The organism is Actinospineispora spinosispora DSM 44797, from assembly GCF_000429025.1.
GTDB classification, from domain to species: domain Bacteria; phylum Actinomycetota; class Actinomycetes; order Mycobacteriales; family Pseudonocardiaceae; genus Pseudonocardia; species Pseudonocardia spinosispora.
Genome location: NZ_KE386834.1, coordinates 274,891 through 290,147, shown reverse-complemented (window position 1 = coordinate 290,147; position 15,257 = coordinate 274,891). Strand labels below are relative to the sequence as shown.

Here is a 15,257-nt window from a genome sequence, read left to right as displayed (position 1 = left end):
GGAATAATGCCGCGGCTCGCTGTATGAAGTATAGCGACCCAATCAGGTGATATCAGATGTAGCGGAGGATCTCATGCGGCCCACCGTCCGCAGCCGTCGGCTCGGCACCCGGTTGAACGTCCATCGACAGGGGAAGGGGCTCTCGGGCGCCGTCGTGGCAGGTGAGTTGGGGGTGCAGCAGCCGCACTGGTCGAAGATCGAGACCGGTAAGGCTCGGATCAGCCCTGAGCATCTGAAGCAGGTCATGGAGCTTTTCGACGTGCCCGTGGACGAGCGTGAGGCACTGGAGAAGCTTCGTCAGCGGGCCGAGGAGCAGGGGTGGTGGCAGGACTACGGGGACGTGCTCTCAGAGCCGGTCCAGATGCTGATCGAACTCGAAGCGGCGGCGTCACGCGTGTCGACCTATCAAGGCTCCGTCGTGCCCGGCCTGCTTCAGACCCGCCGGTACGCCGAGCGAATCATCACGGCGGGCGCTCCCCACCTGAGGATCGGGGACATTGATCGCTACCTGGAGCTGCGGATGCGGCGCCAGCGGCGCCTGCAGGAAGGCATGCAGGTGCGCGCCGTTGTCTCGGAGGCGGTCGTTCGTTGGCGGGTCGGCGGGGTCGAGATCTACACGGAGCAGCTGCGCCACCTGATCGCGGTCACTCAGCAGCACGACGTCACGATCCAGGTTGTACCGTTCACAGCCGACGCGCACGCAGCACTGGGCGACCAGTTCGCGATCATCGAGTGGGCCGATGAGCAAGATCCACAATCGGTCTACGTCGACGGTCAGACCAGTTGGACGGTGCACGAGCGCGTCGGCCTGATCCGTCAGTACCTGCACGCATTCGCCAGCGCCCAGACCGCGGCGCTGCCGGTCCGTGACTCTCTGGTGCTGATCGAGAGCCTGATCGAGGAGCTGGAATGACTCACGGTCCACTGTCCGAACTGCGCGCCGCGACTTATCGGAAGTCGTCGCACAGCACGTCTACCGGCGATTGCGTGGCGGTAGGTCGGGTCGGACAGTGGATCGGTGTCCGGGACACGAAGATGGGGCCTTCAGGGCCCGTGCTCGCTGTTCCGCGTAGCTCGTGGGCTGCGTTCGTCGCGGCCGTCAAGGTGTAGTTGAGCAATCCCCGCTGGCCGATCAGTGTCTTGGCGTGGCCGGGCGCTATCAACCCCCGGCTGGCGCCGGCCTCGCACGGGTTCCTGGTTGCGCGGGTTCGGGGGCGAGGTTTCAGGGTTGACAGCGCCCGGCCACGCCAAGTGCGGGCCAGGATCGCGGGGATGGGTGGAGTGTGCGCGGCTTGTGATACCGGGCTACGCACTTTGGGCTGCGCACTTGGGGGCTCGGCTTCGCTCCTGCTCTTGCGTTATATTATCACCCTAATGGCCTAGTCTTGGGCTGCTCCTTTGCTGCGGTTTTTGTCGGTGGGTGGTCGTAGCGTTCTTGTCATGAGCGCAGTCACTGATGCAGCTGGCCTGGCGGAGATGCCGCCGGGGCCGTCGTTGGCCGCTGCTCTGGCCTGCATCGATCGTGCGCGGGTGTCCAATGGGGACATGATCGAGGTGCTGCGGGCCCGGTATCGGCTGCGGGCGCATCTGGATGCTCAGCTCGCCGCCGACATCGCCGACATCGGGTTGCGTGACCCGCGGAGTGATCGGGGCTCGGTGGCGTATCTGCCGGAGCCTGGGCAGTTCGCCGCCGATGAGCTGCGGCCCGCGCTGTCGTGGACCCGCCGCCGCGCCGAGGCCGAGCTGGACTTCTCCTGGGAGCTGACCGTCCGGCTGCCCTGGGTGTTCGACGCCCTCGACTCCGGCGACATCGATCTACCCAAGGCTCGGGTGTTCGCCACCTATCTCGCCGACCTTCCACTCGCCCGGCGCACGGAGATCTGCGCCGCGGTGCTGCCGAAGGCGCCGGGCTGGACCACCGGGCGACTGGCGGCGCACCTGCGCAAGCTGGTGATCAGCGCCGACCCGCAGAGTGCCCGCGAGCTGTACGAGAAGGCGCTCGCCCGCCGCCGCGTGGTCGGCTACCTCGACTCCGCCGGTACCGCGGTCCTGTCCGCGAACGACATCGCCCCGGAGGACATGGCGGCCGCGTGTACCCGGATCAGCAGGCTCGCCGCCGCCGTCAAACGACGCGGCCACCCCGCGCGGATGGATCAGCTGCGGGCCGACCTGTTCTGCGGGCTGCTCGACGGCACCCTGCACTCCCTCAGCCGCACCGAGATCATCGACCACTTCCTCGGCTCGGTCCCCTCGGGCAAGGCCCAAGGCATCGAGGTGCGAGCCGAGCTGGGCACGCTGCTCGGCATCAGCCGACGTCCGGGAGAGCTTCCGGGCTGGGGACCGCTCCTGGCGGACAACACGCGGTCCGCCGTCCTGGCCCAGCGCGGCGGCTCCTGGTACTTCGCGGTCTGCGACGACGACGGCTACCTCCTCGTACCGGGCATCACCCGCCGCCGCCCGCTCCAGGCTCGTGATCTGCGCGACGGCGGCATGGTCGAGCTGCAGGTCTCGACCTCGCTGCTGGCCCGGTTGATGGAGAGTCCTCCGGTGGGCTGGGAGGCGGTGATCGCCGACATCGCCGCCCAGTACGCGGCGTGGCCCACCGCCAGCGCCGCCTTCGACTCCCAGCCGGGGCGCCGGTTCCCGACAGCGGGGCTCCGCCGCGCCAACCGGATGCGTGACCGCACGTGCCGGGGGCCGGGATGCCGGCGCCCGGCCACCGAGTCCCAGTTCGACCACACGGTCGACCATGCACGCGGCGGCCCGACCACCGACGCCAACGGCGGGCAGCTGTGCGCCCACGACCATGACCTGAAAACCCGCGGCCACTGGTGTCTGAAGCAACCCGAACCCGGCGTCTTCCTCTGGACCAGCCCGCTCGGCCAGGTCCACCGCACCCGAGGCGACCCGGTGATCATCCCGCCGCTCACAGCCCCGGAAGACGACCTGCCGCCCTTCTGAGCGGCAGTCCCGGAGGTTGATTGTGAGGCGAATCAACCACGATCGATCTACGCTCATCCGGTGGACGAGCTGAAGATCAAGTGGGTCGAGATGCCCACCTACAACACCGTGATGGCTGTCGCGGCGGGGTGCGGGTTGTTGCTGGTCGTCGCCCTGGGGCGGCGGCTGGTCAAGGAGCAGCCCACCACCGCCGACGGGTGGGCGCTCGCGTTCGGGGTGCTCGGGTTCATCCTGACCGCCACCGGACTGCACATGACGCTGACCTGGCCGCTCGCCGGGCAGGGGTTCCCGTTCGACAACATCATCTTCGGGGAGCCTTCGCTGGCGTTCGGCGTCATGCTGCTCGCCACCTCGTTCTACCTGTGGCGGCGCGGTGACGTGCTCGCCGACGCCGACCCGCTCGGCACCGCGGCCCGGGTGGCGGGGCCGCTCTCGCTGTTCGTGTTCGCCATGGGGCTGGCCTGTTTCGGGATCGCGGCCGCCGGGGTGCGTTATCAGCTGTTCGCCGCTCCGCCTCAGGAGCCGCTCACGGGTGTGTTCGCGGGTGTGCCGTGGGTCGAGGCCACGTTCATCTCGCTGCTGTACGCCCTGGTCGGGGTCGGTGCCGTCCTGTTTCCGTTCGCACTGCGGGCGCGCCGGGGCGTTGTGCTCAGCATCACAGGACTCGCCTGGACAGTTGCAGGCGCAATCTTCTTGTTGTTCGGCGCACTCAATTACTTCACTCACATCGGTCTCATCGTCAACACGATGTGAGGCGCCACGAGTTGAGGACACACGCTGACGGGCTTACCGTGCGCGACGTGGCCCATGCGTCGACCGAAGACCCCATCAGCATCCAGCTCGAAGAGCCGGTGCCGGGCACGACGCTGCTGCGGGTGGACGGCGAGGTCGACATGCTGACCTCACCCAGTCTGCGCAGAGCGATCGCGGACCAGCTGACCAGCGGACGCCTGCTGATCGATCTCGACGGCGTGGAGTTCCTCGGGACGAGCGGGCTCGCCGCGCTCGTCGAAGCCCGGGAGCAGGCGTTGTCGCACGAGGTGGAGCTGTGGCTCATCTGCTCGTCCCGCCAGGTGTTACGACCACTGGAGATCGCGGGCCTCGTGGAGCTCTTCCGGATCACCGACAGCGCGACACAGATTTTGGACGCGGCGAAATAATTATCTGACCAGCGCGACGTTTGAGCGCTTCGCGGGCGGGGAACAGCCACCTCGGTCGGGGTCCACCGACCCCAGAGACGAGGTGATCACCGTGAGCGACGTGTCACGACTGCCGGGCCCGATGGATCACGAGTGGCAGTGGCAGCGGCTTGGGTCGTGTCGAGGCATGGACAGCGCTACCTTCTTCCACCCGGATGGTGAGCGGAACCCCTCCCGAGCGCGGCGTACCGCCGCTGCCAAGGAAGTCTGCTCCCGTTGCCCGGTGCTCGAACCGTGCCGTGAGTTCGCATTGCGCACGCAGGAGCCCTTCGGTGTCTGGGGTGGCCTCGCTGAAGCCGAGCGCCGCGCCATCATCGAGCGCAGTGCGGTGGCGAGCTGAACGCCCGCCAGTTCCACAGAGTCCTCACGGCCCGCATCACGCGGGCCTGCCCAGTGGTGCGGGCCGGACCGTCTCACAACGACGGCCTCCACCAGTAACGGGTCCCTGCCGGACGGCACCCGGGGGGCCCGTCCGGCAGGGATTCCGTGTGCACGCGATTACAGCGCGAAATACTCCAGACGGCCGCTGAGCGGCGTCACCTGAGTCGCGCACGCGGCGAGGCCGGCACATTTGCGGGCCCATTCTTCTTGATCCAATTCGAGGCTCACCGAGGCCTCGTCGGGCATCGCCGCGAAACGCAGCAACGGCAGCTTGTAAACCGACGCGATTCGCCGCGCCGCGTCCCGCACGGTGGTGCGGCTCGGGTCCGAACAGTCCGCGTCCGGTGCCAGGCACACGACACCGGGCTCGGGGTCGAATCCCACGAGCTCGCTCATCGCGGCCACCAGATCGTCCTCACGCTCGCTGCCGAACGGCGCCGGTAAGGCGAGACGGTGGCGGGACACATCGGCGACCCGCAGCTCTTTGAGACCCAGCGCGGCCGCTTCGTCGACGTCGTGGTCCGACGCGGCGGACACCAGGACATCCACCGGGATGCCCGCGTCACCGAAGCGCTGAATCAGACCCGCGGCGGAGAGCAGGAATTCCGGGAGGTGCACCGTGACGGCCACCACCCGGAGGCACCCGTTGAGTGCCTCGGGCAGGCCTCCGGTATGCGTGGAACCCGGTTTCGGTCCCGGCATGAGATCGCCCGCTGCCATCTGCTCCCCCGTGAGTTCTTGGGGACTACTTAACCGCGCGAAAACCGATCCATGGGCAGAACCGTCCGAAAAACGACAAACGGTTGCCAAAGATCCATGAGCGGTCAGCGTTTCATACCCCGTTCGGGCGTGCTGAGACTAGCCGACCGCACAGCGCGCGAAACCCCGCGATCGAGAGCTCAAGTTCACCCTGTCCGCACTTTCAGGGACTGCCAGGGCGACCCCGGTGCGCACGTCCGCGGCCGTGCGGGAGAGGATTCTGCCTGTGTCCGTTGCCGAGAGCGGCGAGGCGGTAGTCGAGGTGCGCATCTCGGCCCGCCCCGCGCTGATCCCCACTGTCCGCGCGGTTGCCTCCGACCTTGCCGGGCGCGCCGATTTCGACCTCGATGCCATCTCTGACCTGCGCATGGCGGTCGACGAGGCGTGCACGACGCTGATCGGTGTCGCCGATCAGGACGAGGTGCTGAGCTGCCGCTTCGTGCTGGCCACCGATCGTATCGAGGTGACCGTCAGCGCCAAGGCCGAGCCGACCCTGACGTCGGTCAACACCGACAGCTTCGGCTGGCGCGTGCTCGAGACGCTGGCCGACGAGGTCAGCACCGGACGGGGCATTGACAGCGCCCCCGACTCTCTGTTCATCCAGCTGACCAAGCACGCCGGTGCGGTGCAGTGAGCCCGGCCTCGGCCGAGCCCGATCCTGATACGGCGCGGTCGAACCGGGACTCGGAGTACGAGCACCTCGTGCCGTTGCTGGCCGAGTACGCAGAGCTCGAGGCCGACGACCCGCGCCGGGAGTCGCTGCGCGACCGGCTCGTCACCGGCTATCTGCCGGTGGCGCAGCACATCGCCAGAAGGTTCGCCCATCGGGGTGAACCGCTGGACGACCTGGTCCAAGTGGCGACCGTCGGCCTGATCAACGCCGTGGACCGGTTCCAGCCGGACCGGGGCAGCGACTTCTTCTCCTTCGCCGTGCCGACGATCAGCGGCGAGGTCCGGCGGCACTTCCGCGACCAGGGCTGGTCGATGCGGGTGCCCCGCCGGCTCAAGGACCTGCACGTCTCGATCAACTCGGCGGTGTCCGAGCTGTCCCAGGGGCTCGGGCGGGCGCCGAAGCCCAGTGAGATCGCCGAGCGGCTCGGGGTGCCGACCAACGAGGTCCTCGAAGGCCTCGAAGCGGCGCAGGCGTACCGCAGCTCGTCGCTCGACGAGATGTTGTCGACCGACGAGAGCGGCACGACGCTGGGCGACCTGCTCGGCGAGGCGGACGCCGAGCTGGAGCGCGTCGACTACCAGCAGGCGCTGCAGCCGCTGCTCGCCGAGCTGCCCGACCGTGAGCGCAGCATCCTGATGTTGCGCTTCTTCGGCAACATGACCCAGACCCAGATCGCCGACCGGGTCGGCGTGTCGCAGATGCACGTCTCGCGCCTGCTGTCCCAGACTCTCGTCCGGCTGCGGGATCGGCTGGAATCCGACCGGTGACCAGTGTCTCGCGCCGGAAGTTCGTGCCATGAGTCCGATGATCCAGATGTCGTCTGGCCGGACCGCCGGAGGCAGCTCGTACCTGGTACTCGCGACGACGGTCCAGACATACGGCATCTGGGCGCCGGAATCACGGTGCGACTTCTCGACGCGGGACCCTAGATGACCGGTCAGCTGCGGATGGACCAGGCCGCGGGTCGGTGGGTGCTGTTCGCCACGGTCGGTGGTTCCGGGCTGGCCATGCTCGACGCGACGGTCGTCAACGTCGCGCTGGAACGCCTCGGCCGGGACCTCGGAGCGGATTTCGGCGCACTGCAGTGGATCATCAACGGCTACACGCTGTCGCTGGCCGCGCTGATCCTGCTCGGTGGCGCACTCGGTGACCGGTTCGGCCGCCGCCGGGTCTTCGTCATCGGGGTGGTGTGGTTCGCCGCCGCGTCCGCGCTGTGCGGTCTGGCGCCGACCGCGCCGCTGCTGGTCGCCGCGCGGGTCCTGCAGGGCATCGGTGGGGCGTTGCTGGCCCCCGGGAGCTTGGCGCTCATCGCGGCGTCGTTCCGGCCGGAGGATCGCTCTCGGGCGGTCGGAGCGTGGTCCGGGCTCGGCGGGGTGGCGGGCGCGATCGGGCCGTTCCTGGGTGGCGCGCTGGTCGCGTGGAACTGGCGTGCGGTGTTCTGGATCAACGTGCCGGTCGCGATCGCCGTCGTGGTCATCGCGCTGCGCCACGTTCCGGAGAGCCGCGACCCGGATGCGACCGGCGGTATCGACGCGCTCGGCGCGGCGCTCGCCGCGCTCGGCCTGGGTGGTGTGACGTTCGCGCTGACCGGAGGTGCGTGGACCGTCCCGGTGATCGTCTCCGGGGTGGTCGGGATCGGTGCGCTGGTCGCGTTCCTGGTCGTGGAGATGCGGTCGCCGCATCCGCTGGTCCCGTTGTCGATGTTCTCGAACGGTCTGTTCCGGGCGGCGAACGTCGTGACGCTGCTGGTCTACGGTGCGCTCGGGGTGTTCTTCTTCCTGCTGGTGCTGCAGATGCAGACCGTCGCGGGGTTCTCGCCCACCGTGTCCGGCACGTCGCTGCTGCCGGTCACCGTGCTGATGCTGCTGCTGTCGTCCAAGGCGGGTGCGCTCGCCGACCGGATCGGGCCCCGGCTGCCGATGACGGTCGGGCCACTGCTGGCCTGCGCGGGGTTCCTACTGGCGATCAGGGTCGGGCCGGGTGCGTCGTACCTGACCGAGGTGCTGCCCTGCGCGATCGCGCTCGGACTGGGGCTGTCGCTCACCGTCGCGCCGCTGACCGCAACCGTTCTGGCGTCGGCCGACGACCACCACAGCGGCGTCGCGTCGGGCATCAACAACGCGGTGGCCCGGTCGGCCGGCCTGCTGGCCGTCGCGGTCATCCCGGTCGCCGCCGGGCTCGCCGGCGCCGACTACACCGACCCGGTCGCGTTCAACGCCGGCTTCCGGCACGCCATGCTGATCGGCGCCGCCCTGCTCGCCGTGGCCGCCGTGCTGTCCGCGGTGCTGGTCCGCCCGCCGCGCGTGGCCCCCGAGCCCCTGAAGCTCTCCGAGTACCCCCACTGCGGCGTGACAGCCCCCCAACTGCACCCCGGCGACGTCACCTGACCAGCTCGGTGGCTGGGGGTCGGGATTGTGGTGGTTCATCCCCGCTGGCCATCCAGTGTCTTGGCGTGGGTGGGTGGTATCAACCCCCGGCTGGCGCCGGCCTCGCGCCCGCTCCTGGTTGCACGCGTTCAGGGGCGAGGGTTCCGGGTTGACACCACCCACCCACGCCAAGTGCAGGCCAGGATCGCGGGGAAGGGGGCAGTCTGCGCGCCCAAAGCGGCCACGGCTGCGCCGCGCCCCTCAGCCGCAGGCCGCCCCGGGGTCCAGGAAGTGTTTTGGGTGACTTCGCAGAGCTTCATGTCGCGTCGCAGACGTTGCAGCATCTGCGACGTGACATGAGGCTCTGCGAGGTGGGCCAGAAGGTCTGCAAAGTTGGCTCCGCGAGTCACCCCGAAGGGGGTTCAGTGCGGAGCACTGCGCAGTGCATGTCCGCAACAACCTCGCCACCGTAAGGAGGCGGCTCCCCAGGTTCCACCAAGCGCGCGCCTGGGCCGAAGGCCGAAAATCCTAAAGACGGCCCCCGGAGGGGGCCTCTTGAGGATTTTGAGCGCGGAAGAGGCCAAAAGATGGACATCGACGTCAACACGGCGACGCTTGCCCGCATCTACGACTACATGCTCGGCGGTGCGCACAACTTCGCCGTGGACCGTGAGGCGGCTGACCGGATCGAGCGGGCCGTTCCGGGCACGATCCGGACGGCGTGGGAGAACCGGGCGTTCCTGCGGCGCGCGGTGCAGTTCTGCACGGCGCAGGGCATCGACCAGTTCCTCGACATCGGCTCCGGTATCCCGACCGAGGGCAACGTGCACGAGATCGCGCGGTCGGTGAACCCGGACGCGCGTGTGGTCTACGTCGACCTCGACCCGGTCGCGGTGATGCAGAGCCGGACGATCCTGGAGGGCGACGAGCTCAGCGGTGTCGTCAACGCCGACCTGCGGCAGCCGGAGGCCATCCTCGACGACCCGGCGACCCGGTCGCTGATCGACTTCGACCGGCCGGTCGCGGTGCTGCTCGTCGCGTTGCTGCACGTCATTCCGGACTCCGACGGTCCGGCGGAGCTGCTGAGCAGGCTGACCGCGCACACCGTGCCGGGCAGCTGTCTGGTGCTCACCCATTTCAGCAGCAATTACGGCACGCCCGAGCAGGTCGAGGCCCTGTTGGAGCTGACCCGGAACACGACGACCCCGCTGCTCATCAGGGAGCCGGACGAGATCCTTGCGCTGCTCGGCGATTTCGTCCCCACGCCACCCGGTTTGGTGCCGGTCCACGAGTGGCGGCCCGAGCAGGAGACCGGAACCGCGCAGTCCAGTGGCTACGCGGTGGTGGCCCGGAAGGAGCAGCCGCCGGGCCGGACGGCAGGATGACCGCATGGCTCAACTCGCCGCAACCGCGGTGGCGATGATCAACGGACCGATCCAGCAGGTCTACGACGCGCTGATCGACTACCGCGAGACCCGACCGAAGCTGCTGACCGCCGAGTTCGCCGACTACGAGGTCCGCGCCGACGACGAGGTGCACTGGACGATCGCGCTGGACGAGGCGATCCGCAACAAGCGGGGCAAGAAGCCGAAGAAGCAGAAGGGCCCACCCCGGGAGTGTCTGGTGCGCGTCGAGGCGGGCGAGAACTCGATCGTCGAGCGGGACACCACGTCGTCGCTGGTGACCACCTGGACGATGAGTGACGCCGGCGATGACCGCACGGCGGTCCGGGTCGAGGCGAACTGGGAGGGCCCGGACGGCTTCGGCGCGCTGATGAGCAGGCAGAAGGAGCAGCTCGCACTGCGCTCGGTGTACGAGGGTCTGCTCACGAACCTGCACACCTACTTCGACGAGCTGCCGAAGGACCCCGAGCCGGAGGACGGCCAGGAGCCGTGAGTGGCGAGTGGTCCTATGGGACCACTCGCCACTCACGGGTCGCTACTCGATGATCGACGGCCTCGTGGTGCGGGCGTGTACGGCCGCCCTGCGGGCCTGTGGCTTCGTGCCGGGGGCCGGCAGCGTGTACGGCTCGGCGGCTGCCAGGTCGACCTGGTAGCCCAGGTCGCCCATGCTGGCCACGGTGAGGCTGCTCAGCGGGTTGCCCTGCTCGCCGACGAAGCCGGTCATCAGCTCGTTGATGAACACCGACTCGCGCCAGTGCGAGTCCCTGGTGCCTTCGCCGCCGGTGTTCTCCACCGGGATCGCGGTCTTGGCCTTGTCCCCGCGCAGCGCGGCGTAGGCGGCGACCGCGCCGGCACCGGTGAACGTCGGGTTGTTGGTGCCGGCACCGGCCAGGACCTTCTTCTGGTCCCAGATCGTGCCGAACCCGAGCACGTGCCCCATCTCGTGCGTGATGACGTCGTTGAGCGTGCCGTCGGACTCCATGTCGGCGAGGTCGGCGGAGTCGAACTCCATCGTCCCGGTGATCGGCAGGTACGCGGCCGCGCCCGCCGAGGCGGGCCGCAGCCGGGTCGGGCCCGCCTGGCCCAGGACGCCCCTGGGTCCGTCGATGGAGCTGCCCTTCGCGTCGATCCGGACGTCGTCGATCTCCTCGCCGTCGACGACCGCGCTCGGCAGGTCACCGACGATCATCCTGGACCAGCGGTCGGCGGCGACCTTGAACGCCTGCTGCTGGCGGTCGTTCAGGCCGCCGAGGAACCGGACCTCGATGGTGAACGGTGAGCTGGTCTCGGCGAGCGCCTCGGCCCGCTTCTGGTCGGCAACCGCCCGGTAGGTGAGGAGATCGGCCACGCGTGCCCCCTGTGAGTAGTCGTCAGGTCAAACCGTCCAGCAGCGTGTCCGCGCTGCGGGCCAGCACCGAGACCGTATCGCCGAGCTCGGCGTTGCGGGCGTCTTTCGACTCGCCGCGCAGGGACCGGTTGGCCAGCTGCTGGTAGACGGTGGCGGTCTTCCACCTGGCGAACGCGAGGTACCAGGTGATCTGTGAGGTGTCCGCTCCGGTGCGTTGCGCATAGCGTTCCGCGACCTCGGCCTGGGTGGGCAGCGTCAGTTCCTTCGGGTACCGGACGCCGCCCTGGATCAGCTCGGGGTCGTCGGTGTTCGGGGTGTAGTGCAGCAGCGTGCCGAGGTCGACGAGCGGGTCGCCCAGTGTCGCCATGTCCCAGTCGAACACCGATTTCACCCGGTCCGGGTCGGCCGCGTCGAACTGGCAGTTGTCGATCTTCAGGTCGTTGTGCACGATGCCGTGCGTCTGCGTCTCCGGCTGGGTCTTCGCCAGCCGCTCGCCGACCGCAACCATGAGCGGGTCAGCGCCGTCGGGGGCGGCGAGCTCCCAGCGCCGCGCCCACCCGGAGACCTGCCGCGCGACGAAGCCCTCCGGTTTGCCCAGCTCCTCCAGGTCGCACTCGCCCGGGTCGACCAGGTGCAGGTCCGCCATCGCGTCGGTCAGCGCGAACATGAGCCTGCGGCCGAGGTCGTCGTAGTCGCGCATCGAGGCGGGCAGGTCCTCGCGGATCACCTCGCCGGTGCGGTACTCCATGACGAAACAGTCCGCGCCCGCGATCGAGTGGTCGTCGGTGAACGCGTACGCCCTCGGCGCGCGGTCGTAGGCGCGCCACAGCCGGGACAGGACGCGGTGCTCGCGGCGCATGTCGTGCGCACCGGGCGGGAGCTTGCCGAACGGGGGGCGGCGCAGCACGACCTGGGTGCCGCCGATCTCCAGCAGGTAGGTCAGGTTCGCCCTGCCGTGCGGGAACTGCAGCACACTCAGCGGGCCGGTCAGCTCGGGGACCGTGTCACGCAGCCACCGCCCGATCTTCGCCCAGTCAAGCTCGTCACCCTCGCGTACCGCGCTCACCGCGCCCGACTCCGACCGCCGCTCACTCGTCATGCTCTGACGGTAACCGGTAGCGTCACACCCCGTGAGCTGGACATTGGTCACCAACGACGACGGCATCGCGGCACCCGGGCTCCATGCGCTGGCCGCCGCCGCGGTCGCGGCGGGGCTGGACGTCGTGGTCGCCGCCCCCACCGAGCAGTCCAGCGGGGCCGGCGCCTCGGTCATCGCCACGATGGACTCCGGGCGGGTGCCGGTCCAACGTCACACGCTGCCAGGCCTCGGCTCGGTGACCGCGTGGGCGGTGGCCGCGCAGCCCGCGTTCATCACCTACGCGGCGGCCAACGGGTGGTTCGCGGAGCCGCCCGAGCTGGTGCTGTCCGGCATCAACGAAGGCCCGAACCTGGGCCGCGCGGTGCTGCACTCCGGCACGGTCGGCGCGGCGCTCACCGCCGGACGGTTCGGTATCCGGGCGCTCGCCGTGTCCCTGGACTCCGATCACCTCGAACCAGGCACCGAGCCCGGCTGGTCGACGGCCGCCGCGCTGCTGCCCGAGGTGCTGAAGGTGCTGGCCGACACGCCCCAGGGCACCGTGCTCTCGCTCAACGTCCCCGACGTGTCGCCGGACAGGCTCGGCGAGCTGACCGCCGCACCGCTGGCCGCACTGGGCAAGATGCAGGGCCGGGTGGACGACCTGGACGGCGAGTACCTGGGGGTACGCCTGCTCGGGCCGGCCCAGGAACACGGTCCGGACAGCGACGTCGCGCTGCTCGCGGCCGGTTTCCCGACCCTGACCGCCCTGGCGCCGATCGCCGAGGACCCCGGGATCCCGCTCGCGGTGCTGCTGGCTACGAATACCTCCGGCGATATTCCGCTGGACTGAGGTCGAGCACCCGGACGAACGCCCTGCGCATCGCCTCGGGTGTGCCGTAGCCGCAAGCCTTCGCGGTCGCCGCGATGCCGTCCCTGGTGTCCTCCAGGCGCCGGCGCGCGGCCTCCAGCCTCGTGAGGTCGACGTAGCGGCCCGGCGTCATGCCGACCTCGGCGGTGAAGGACCGCGCGAACTGGCGCGGTGACAGGTGCGCACGCTTCGCCAGCGCTTCGACCGACAGGTCGGCGTCGGGCCGCTCGGCGATCCAGCGCTGCACGTCGCGCAGCGGTTCGCGGTGCGCGATCTGCGCCGCGAGCTGGGCGCTGAACTGCGACTGGTTGCCCGGTCTGCGCAGGAACACCACCAGGTGGCGGGCGATGGTCAGCGCGACCTGGTGCCCCAGGTCCCGTTCGACGAGGTCGAGCGCGAGGTCGATGCCCGCGGTGACGCCTGCCGAGGTGGCGAGGTCGTCACCGTCCCTGATGAAGATCGGCTCCGCGTCGACGGTGACCTCCGGGTGTCTCGCGGCGAGCCGGTCGGCGTAGTCCCAGTGTGTGGTGACCCGCCGCCCGTCGAGCAGCCCCGCTTCGGCGAGCAGGTACGCCCCGCTGCACACCGACACCAGCAGGCCGGCCTTCCGGCCGTTGTCCCGTAGCCACTCGACGAGCGCCGGGTTGTCGCTGTGCGCGCCGTGACCGCCGGGCACGATCAGGATGTCGGGTGTGGGCTCGTCGGTCAGATCGGCGTCCGGGGTGATGCGCAGCCCGCTCGAGGAGCGGACCGGCGCCCCGCCGAGGCTCGCCGTCCGCAGCTCGTAGAGCGGTTCCTCCCGCTGCGACCTCAGGCACAGGTTGGCGCCGGTGAAGACCTCCATCGGGCCGGTGAGGTCGAGGCTCTGCAGATCGTCGAACAGCACGAACAGGACTGAACGCGGCGCCATGGTCCCAGGCTGCCCGGGCACGGGCATGGCAGCAATGTCTACTCCCCCACCTTTTCTGACATCCACTCGACACAGATACCCCCCAGGGGTAGCTTCGCGGTCATGAGCGAACAGGCGAGTTGGGGAACGGCGGTCATGGCCACGAGGCACTGCCTGACCGGGTGTGCCATCGGCGAGATCGTCGGGATGGTCGTCGGAACGGCCGCGAGCTGGTCGAACGGCCCGACCGTCGTGCTGTCGATCGCGCTGGCCTTCGTGTTCGGCTACGCGCTCACGATGAGCGGCATGCTGCGCGCCGGCCTCGACCTACGGCGCGCGGCGGCGGTCGCGCTGGCCGCCGACACGGTGTCCATCGCGGTCATGGAGGTGGCCGACAACCTGGTCATGCTGGTCATCCCCGGAGCCATGAACGCCGGCCTCGGCCAGTGGCTGTTCTGGGTCTCACTGGTGATCTCACTGGGTGTCGCGTTCGTCGCCGCGCTCCCGGTCAACCGGTGGATGATCAGCCGAGGGAAGGGCCACGCGGTCGTTCACGCCCACCACCACTGAGCCACGTGGCAGGAAAGGTGGGGTGTGCGGCATTGCTGCCGCACGGCTCGGGCGGCAGGGTCATCACCATGCAGATCGCCTTCTTGCTCTACGACAGGTTCACCGCCCTCGACATCATCGGGCCCTACCAGGTGCTCAGCGGGCTACCCGGGGCCGAGACGGTCTTCGTCGCCGAACGGAAGGGCCCGGTCACCAACGACGTGGGCACGCTGTCGGTCAACGCGACCGCCTCGCTCGACGAGGTGCCCTCGCCGGACATCCTCGTGGTGCCGGGCGGCCCCGACGTGACCGGTCCGATGACCAGCAAAGCGACCCAGGACTGGCTGCGCGCCGCCGACCTCACCAGCACCTGGACGACGTCGGTGTGTACCGGCTCCCTGGTGCTGGCCGCCGCCGGGCTGCTCAAGGACCGACGCGCGGTCACCCACTGGCTGGCCATGGACGAGCTGCCCGCGCACGGTGTCCTGCCGGTCGAGGAGCGAGTGGTGATCGACGGGAAGTACGTCACCGGGGCCGGGGTGTCGGCGGGCATCGACATGGCGCTGACCCTCGCCGGCAGGATCGCCGGGGACGACTCGGCGCAGATGATCCAGCTGATGATCGAGTACGACCCCCAGCCGCCGTACAACGCGGGCGGCCCGAAGACCGCGCCCCCGGCATTGGTGGAGATGATGCGCACGAACGCCGCCCAGGCACTCCAGCTCGGCTCCTAAGAGCGCCTCCTCGGCAGCGCGAGTCGCCAGACTCCGCGGCGCGAGTCGC

The 15,257-nt window shown here is 69.5% G+C and carries 18 protein-coding genes; 14 read left to right on the top strand and 4 right to left on the bottom strand.

The window, feature by feature from the left end:
- Positions 1 to 73 precede the first annotated feature (73 nt).
- The 6 genes from G406_RS0130800 to G406_RS0130780 all read left to right on the top strand — a co-directional run bounded on the left by G406_RS0130800 (position 74) and on the right by G406_RS0130780 (position 4,500).
- The gene (locus G406_RS0130800) at positions 74 to 913 is read left to right on the top strand and encodes a helix-turn-helix domain-containing protein (protein ID WP_028936777.1); all 840 of its coding nucleotides are present in this window, start codon (positions 74 to 76) and stop codon (positions 911 to 913) included.
- On the top strand, positions 910 to 1,110 hold the full coding sequence (locus tag G406_RS56210; protein WP_084216488.1) for a DUF397 domain-containing protein: 201 nt from the start codon (positions 910 to 912) through the stop codon (positions 1,108 to 1,110). The genes G406_RS0130800 and G406_RS56210 overlap by 4 nt, the downstream gene beginning before the upstream one ends.
- Positions 1,111 to 1,440: 330 nt before the next feature.
- Positions 1,441 to 2,961, top strand: a complete 1,521-nt coding sequence (locus tag G406_RS54705) for an HNH endonuclease signature motif containing protein (RefSeq protein WP_084216487.1) — start codon at positions 1,441 to 1,443, stop codon at positions 2,959 to 2,961.
- A 60-nt stretch (positions 2,962 to 3,021) separates the two neighbouring features.
- A complete protein-coding gene (locus tag G406_RS0130790; RefSeq protein WP_211241324.1) occupies positions 3,022 to 3,714 on the top strand; it encodes a DUF981 domain-containing protein in 693 nt (230 codons plus the stop codon).
- Positions 3,715 to 3,761: 47 nt separating this feature from the next.
- Positions 3,762 to 4,121 (top strand): STAS domain-containing protein, encoded by a 360-nt coding sequence (locus G406_RS50940; RefSeq protein ID WP_156935243.1) that lies wholly within the window; start codon positions 3,762 to 3,764, stop codon positions 4,119 to 4,121.
- A gap of 121 nt (positions 4,122 to 4,242) precedes the next feature.
- Entirely contained in the window at positions 4,243 to 4,500 is a 258-nt protein-coding gene (locus tag G406_RS0130780) for a WhiB family transcriptional regulator (RefSeq protein ID WP_084216557.1), read from the top strand.
- A 158-nt stretch (positions 4,501 to 4,658) separates the two neighbouring features.
- Here the strand turns inward: G406_RS0130780 and G406_RS0130775 are convergent, their stop codons facing one another.
- The gene (locus G406_RS0130775; protein WP_037079399.1) at positions 4,659 to 5,261 is read right to left on the bottom strand and encodes a hypothetical protein; all 603 of its coding nucleotides are present in this window, start codon (positions 5,259 to 5,261) and stop codon (positions 4,659 to 4,661) included.
- Between the two features lie 265 nt (positions 5,262 to 5,526).
- Between G406_RS0130775 and G406_RS50935 the strand changes: the two genes are divergently transcribed.
- The 5 genes from G406_RS50935 to G406_RS50930 all read left to right on the top strand — a co-directional run bounded on the left by G406_RS50935 (position 5,527) and on the right by G406_RS50930 (position 10,235).
- Positions 5,527 to 5,934 carry an ATP-binding protein gene (locus G406_RS50935; protein WP_037079397.1) on the top strand — a complete coding sequence of 136 codons (408 nt, stop codon included), beginning with the start codon at positions 5,527 to 5,529 and terminating at the stop codon, positions 5,932 to 5,934.
- Positions 5,931 to 6,740: a SigB/SigF/SigG family RNA polymerase sigma factor gene (locus tag G406_RS0130765; protein ID WP_051342916.1), complete on the top strand. Its 810-nt coding sequence runs from the start codon at positions 5,931 to 5,933 to the stop codon at positions 6,738 to 6,740. The genes G406_RS50935 and G406_RS0130765 overlap by 4 nt, the downstream gene beginning before the upstream one ends.
- Before the next feature lie 162 nt (positions 6,741 to 6,902).
- Positions 6,903 to 8,360, top strand: coding sequence for an MFS transporter (locus G406_RS0130760; RefSeq protein WP_028936772.1), 1,458 nt, complete (start codon positions 6,903 to 6,905; stop codon positions 8,358 to 8,360).
- Positions 8,361 to 8,926: 566 nt separating this feature from the next.
- Positions 8,927 to 9,724, top strand: a complete 798-nt coding sequence (locus G406_RS0130755) for an SAM-dependent methyltransferase (protein WP_028936771.1) — start codon at positions 8,927 to 8,929, stop codon at positions 9,722 to 9,724.
- Positions 9,725 to 9,728: 4 nt separating this feature from the next.
- Positions 9,729 to 10,235: a hypothetical protein gene (locus G406_RS50930; protein WP_051342915.1), complete on the top strand. Its 507-nt coding sequence runs from the start codon at positions 9,729 to 9,731 to the stop codon at positions 10,233 to 10,235.
- Between the two features lie 42 nt (positions 10,236 to 10,277).
- On the opposite strand, the gene G406_RS50925 is transcribed toward G406_RS50930, so the two are convergent.
- Together G406_RS50925 and G406_RS0130740 are read right to left on the bottom strand one after the other, a co-directional pair.
- The gene (locus tag G406_RS50925) at positions 10,278 to 11,090 is read right to left on the bottom strand and encodes a leishmanolysin-related zinc metalloendopeptidase (RefSeq protein ID WP_051342914.1); all 813 of its coding nucleotides are present in this window, start codon (positions 11,088 to 11,090) and stop codon (positions 10,278 to 10,280) included.
- Positions 11,091 to 11,112: 22 nt separating this feature from the next.
- Positions 11,113 to 12,189, bottom strand: coding sequence for a phosphotransferase family protein (locus G406_RS0130740; RefSeq protein WP_028936770.1), 1,077 nt, complete (start codon positions 12,187 to 12,189; stop codon positions 11,113 to 11,115).
- Between the two features lie 31 nt (positions 12,190 to 12,220).
- On the opposite strand from G406_RS0130740, the gene surE reads away from it, so the two are divergent.
- On the top strand, positions 12,221 to 13,018 hold the full coding sequence (gene surE / locus G406_RS50920) for a 5'/3'-nucleotidase SurE (RefSeq protein ID WP_156935242.1): 798 nt from the start codon (positions 12,221 to 12,223) through the stop codon (positions 13,016 to 13,018).
- On the opposite strand, the gene G406_RS0130730 is transcribed toward surE, so the two are convergent.
- Complete coding sequence (locus tag G406_RS0130730) at positions 12,984 to 13,946, bottom strand: GlxA family transcriptional regulator (RefSeq protein WP_028936769.1); 963 nt, start codon at positions 13,944 to 13,946, stop codon at positions 12,984 to 12,986. The two genes, surE and G406_RS0130730, sit on opposite strands and share 35 nt — an antisense overlap.
- A gap of 102 nt (positions 13,947 to 14,048) precedes the next feature.
- Between G406_RS0130730 and G406_RS0130725 the strand changes: the two genes are divergently transcribed.
- Both G406_RS0130725 and G406_RS0130720 read left to right on the top strand, forming a co-directional pair.
- The gene (locus G406_RS0130725) at positions 14,049 to 14,495 is read left to right on the top strand and encodes a DUF4396 domain-containing protein (RefSeq protein WP_028936768.1); all 447 of its coding nucleotides are present in this window, start codon (positions 14,049 to 14,051) and stop codon (positions 14,493 to 14,495) included.
- Positions 14,496 to 14,500: 5 nt separating this feature from the next.
- Positions 14,501 to 15,208 carry a DJ-1/PfpI family protein gene (locus G406_RS0130720; RefSeq protein WP_342666251.1) on the top strand — a complete coding sequence of 236 codons (708 nt, stop codon included), beginning with the start codon at positions 14,501 to 14,503 and terminating at the stop codon, positions 15,206 to 15,208.
- The last annotated feature ends 49 nt before the right edge of the window (positions 15,209 to 15,257 follow it).

Bases quoted from the DNA above. Each gene is read 5' to 3' on its own strand.
- G406_RS0130800 (WP_028936777.1), top strand. From the start codon at position 74: ATGCGGCCCACCGTCCGCAGCCGTCGGCTCGGCACCCGGTTGAACGTC.
- G406_RS56210 (WP_084216488.1), top strand. From the start codon at position 910: ATGACTCACGGTCCACTGTCCGAACTGCGCGCCGCGACTTATCGGAAG.
- G406_RS54705 (WP_084216487.1), top strand. From the start codon at position 1,441: ATGAGCGCAGTCACTGATGCAGCTGGCCTGGCGGAGATGCCGCCGGGG.
- G406_RS0130780 (WP_084216557.1), top strand. From the start codon at position 4,243: ATGGATCACGAGTGGCAGTGGCAGCGGCTTGGGTCGTGTCGAGGCATG.
- G406_RS0130775 (WP_037079399.1), bottom strand. From the start codon at position 5,261: ATGGCAGCGGGCGATCTCATGCCGGGACCGAAACCGGGTTCCACGCAT.
- G406_RS0130760 (WP_028936772.1), top strand. From the start codon at position 6,903: ATGACCGGTCAGCTGCGGATGGACCAGGCCGCGGGTCGGTGGGTGCTG.
- G406_RS0130755 (WP_028936771.1), top strand. From the start codon at position 8,927: ATGGACATCGACGTCAACACGGCGACGCTTGCCCGCATCTACGACTAC.
- G406_RS50930 (WP_051342915.1), top strand. From the start codon at position 9,729: ATGGCTCAACTCGCCGCAACCGCGGTGGCGATGATCAACGGACCGATC.
- G406_RS0130740 (WP_028936770.1), bottom strand. From the start codon at position 12,189: ATGACGAGTGAGCGGCGGTCGGAGTCGGGCGCGGTGAGCGCGGTACGC.
- G406_RS0130730 (WP_028936769.1), bottom strand. From the start codon at position 13,946: ATGGCGCCGCGTTCAGTCCTGTTCGTGCTGTTCGACGATCTGCAGAGC.
- G406_RS0130725 (WP_028936768.1), top strand. From the start codon at position 14,049: ATGAGCGAACAGGCGAGTTGGGGAACGGCGGTCATGGCCACGAGGCAC.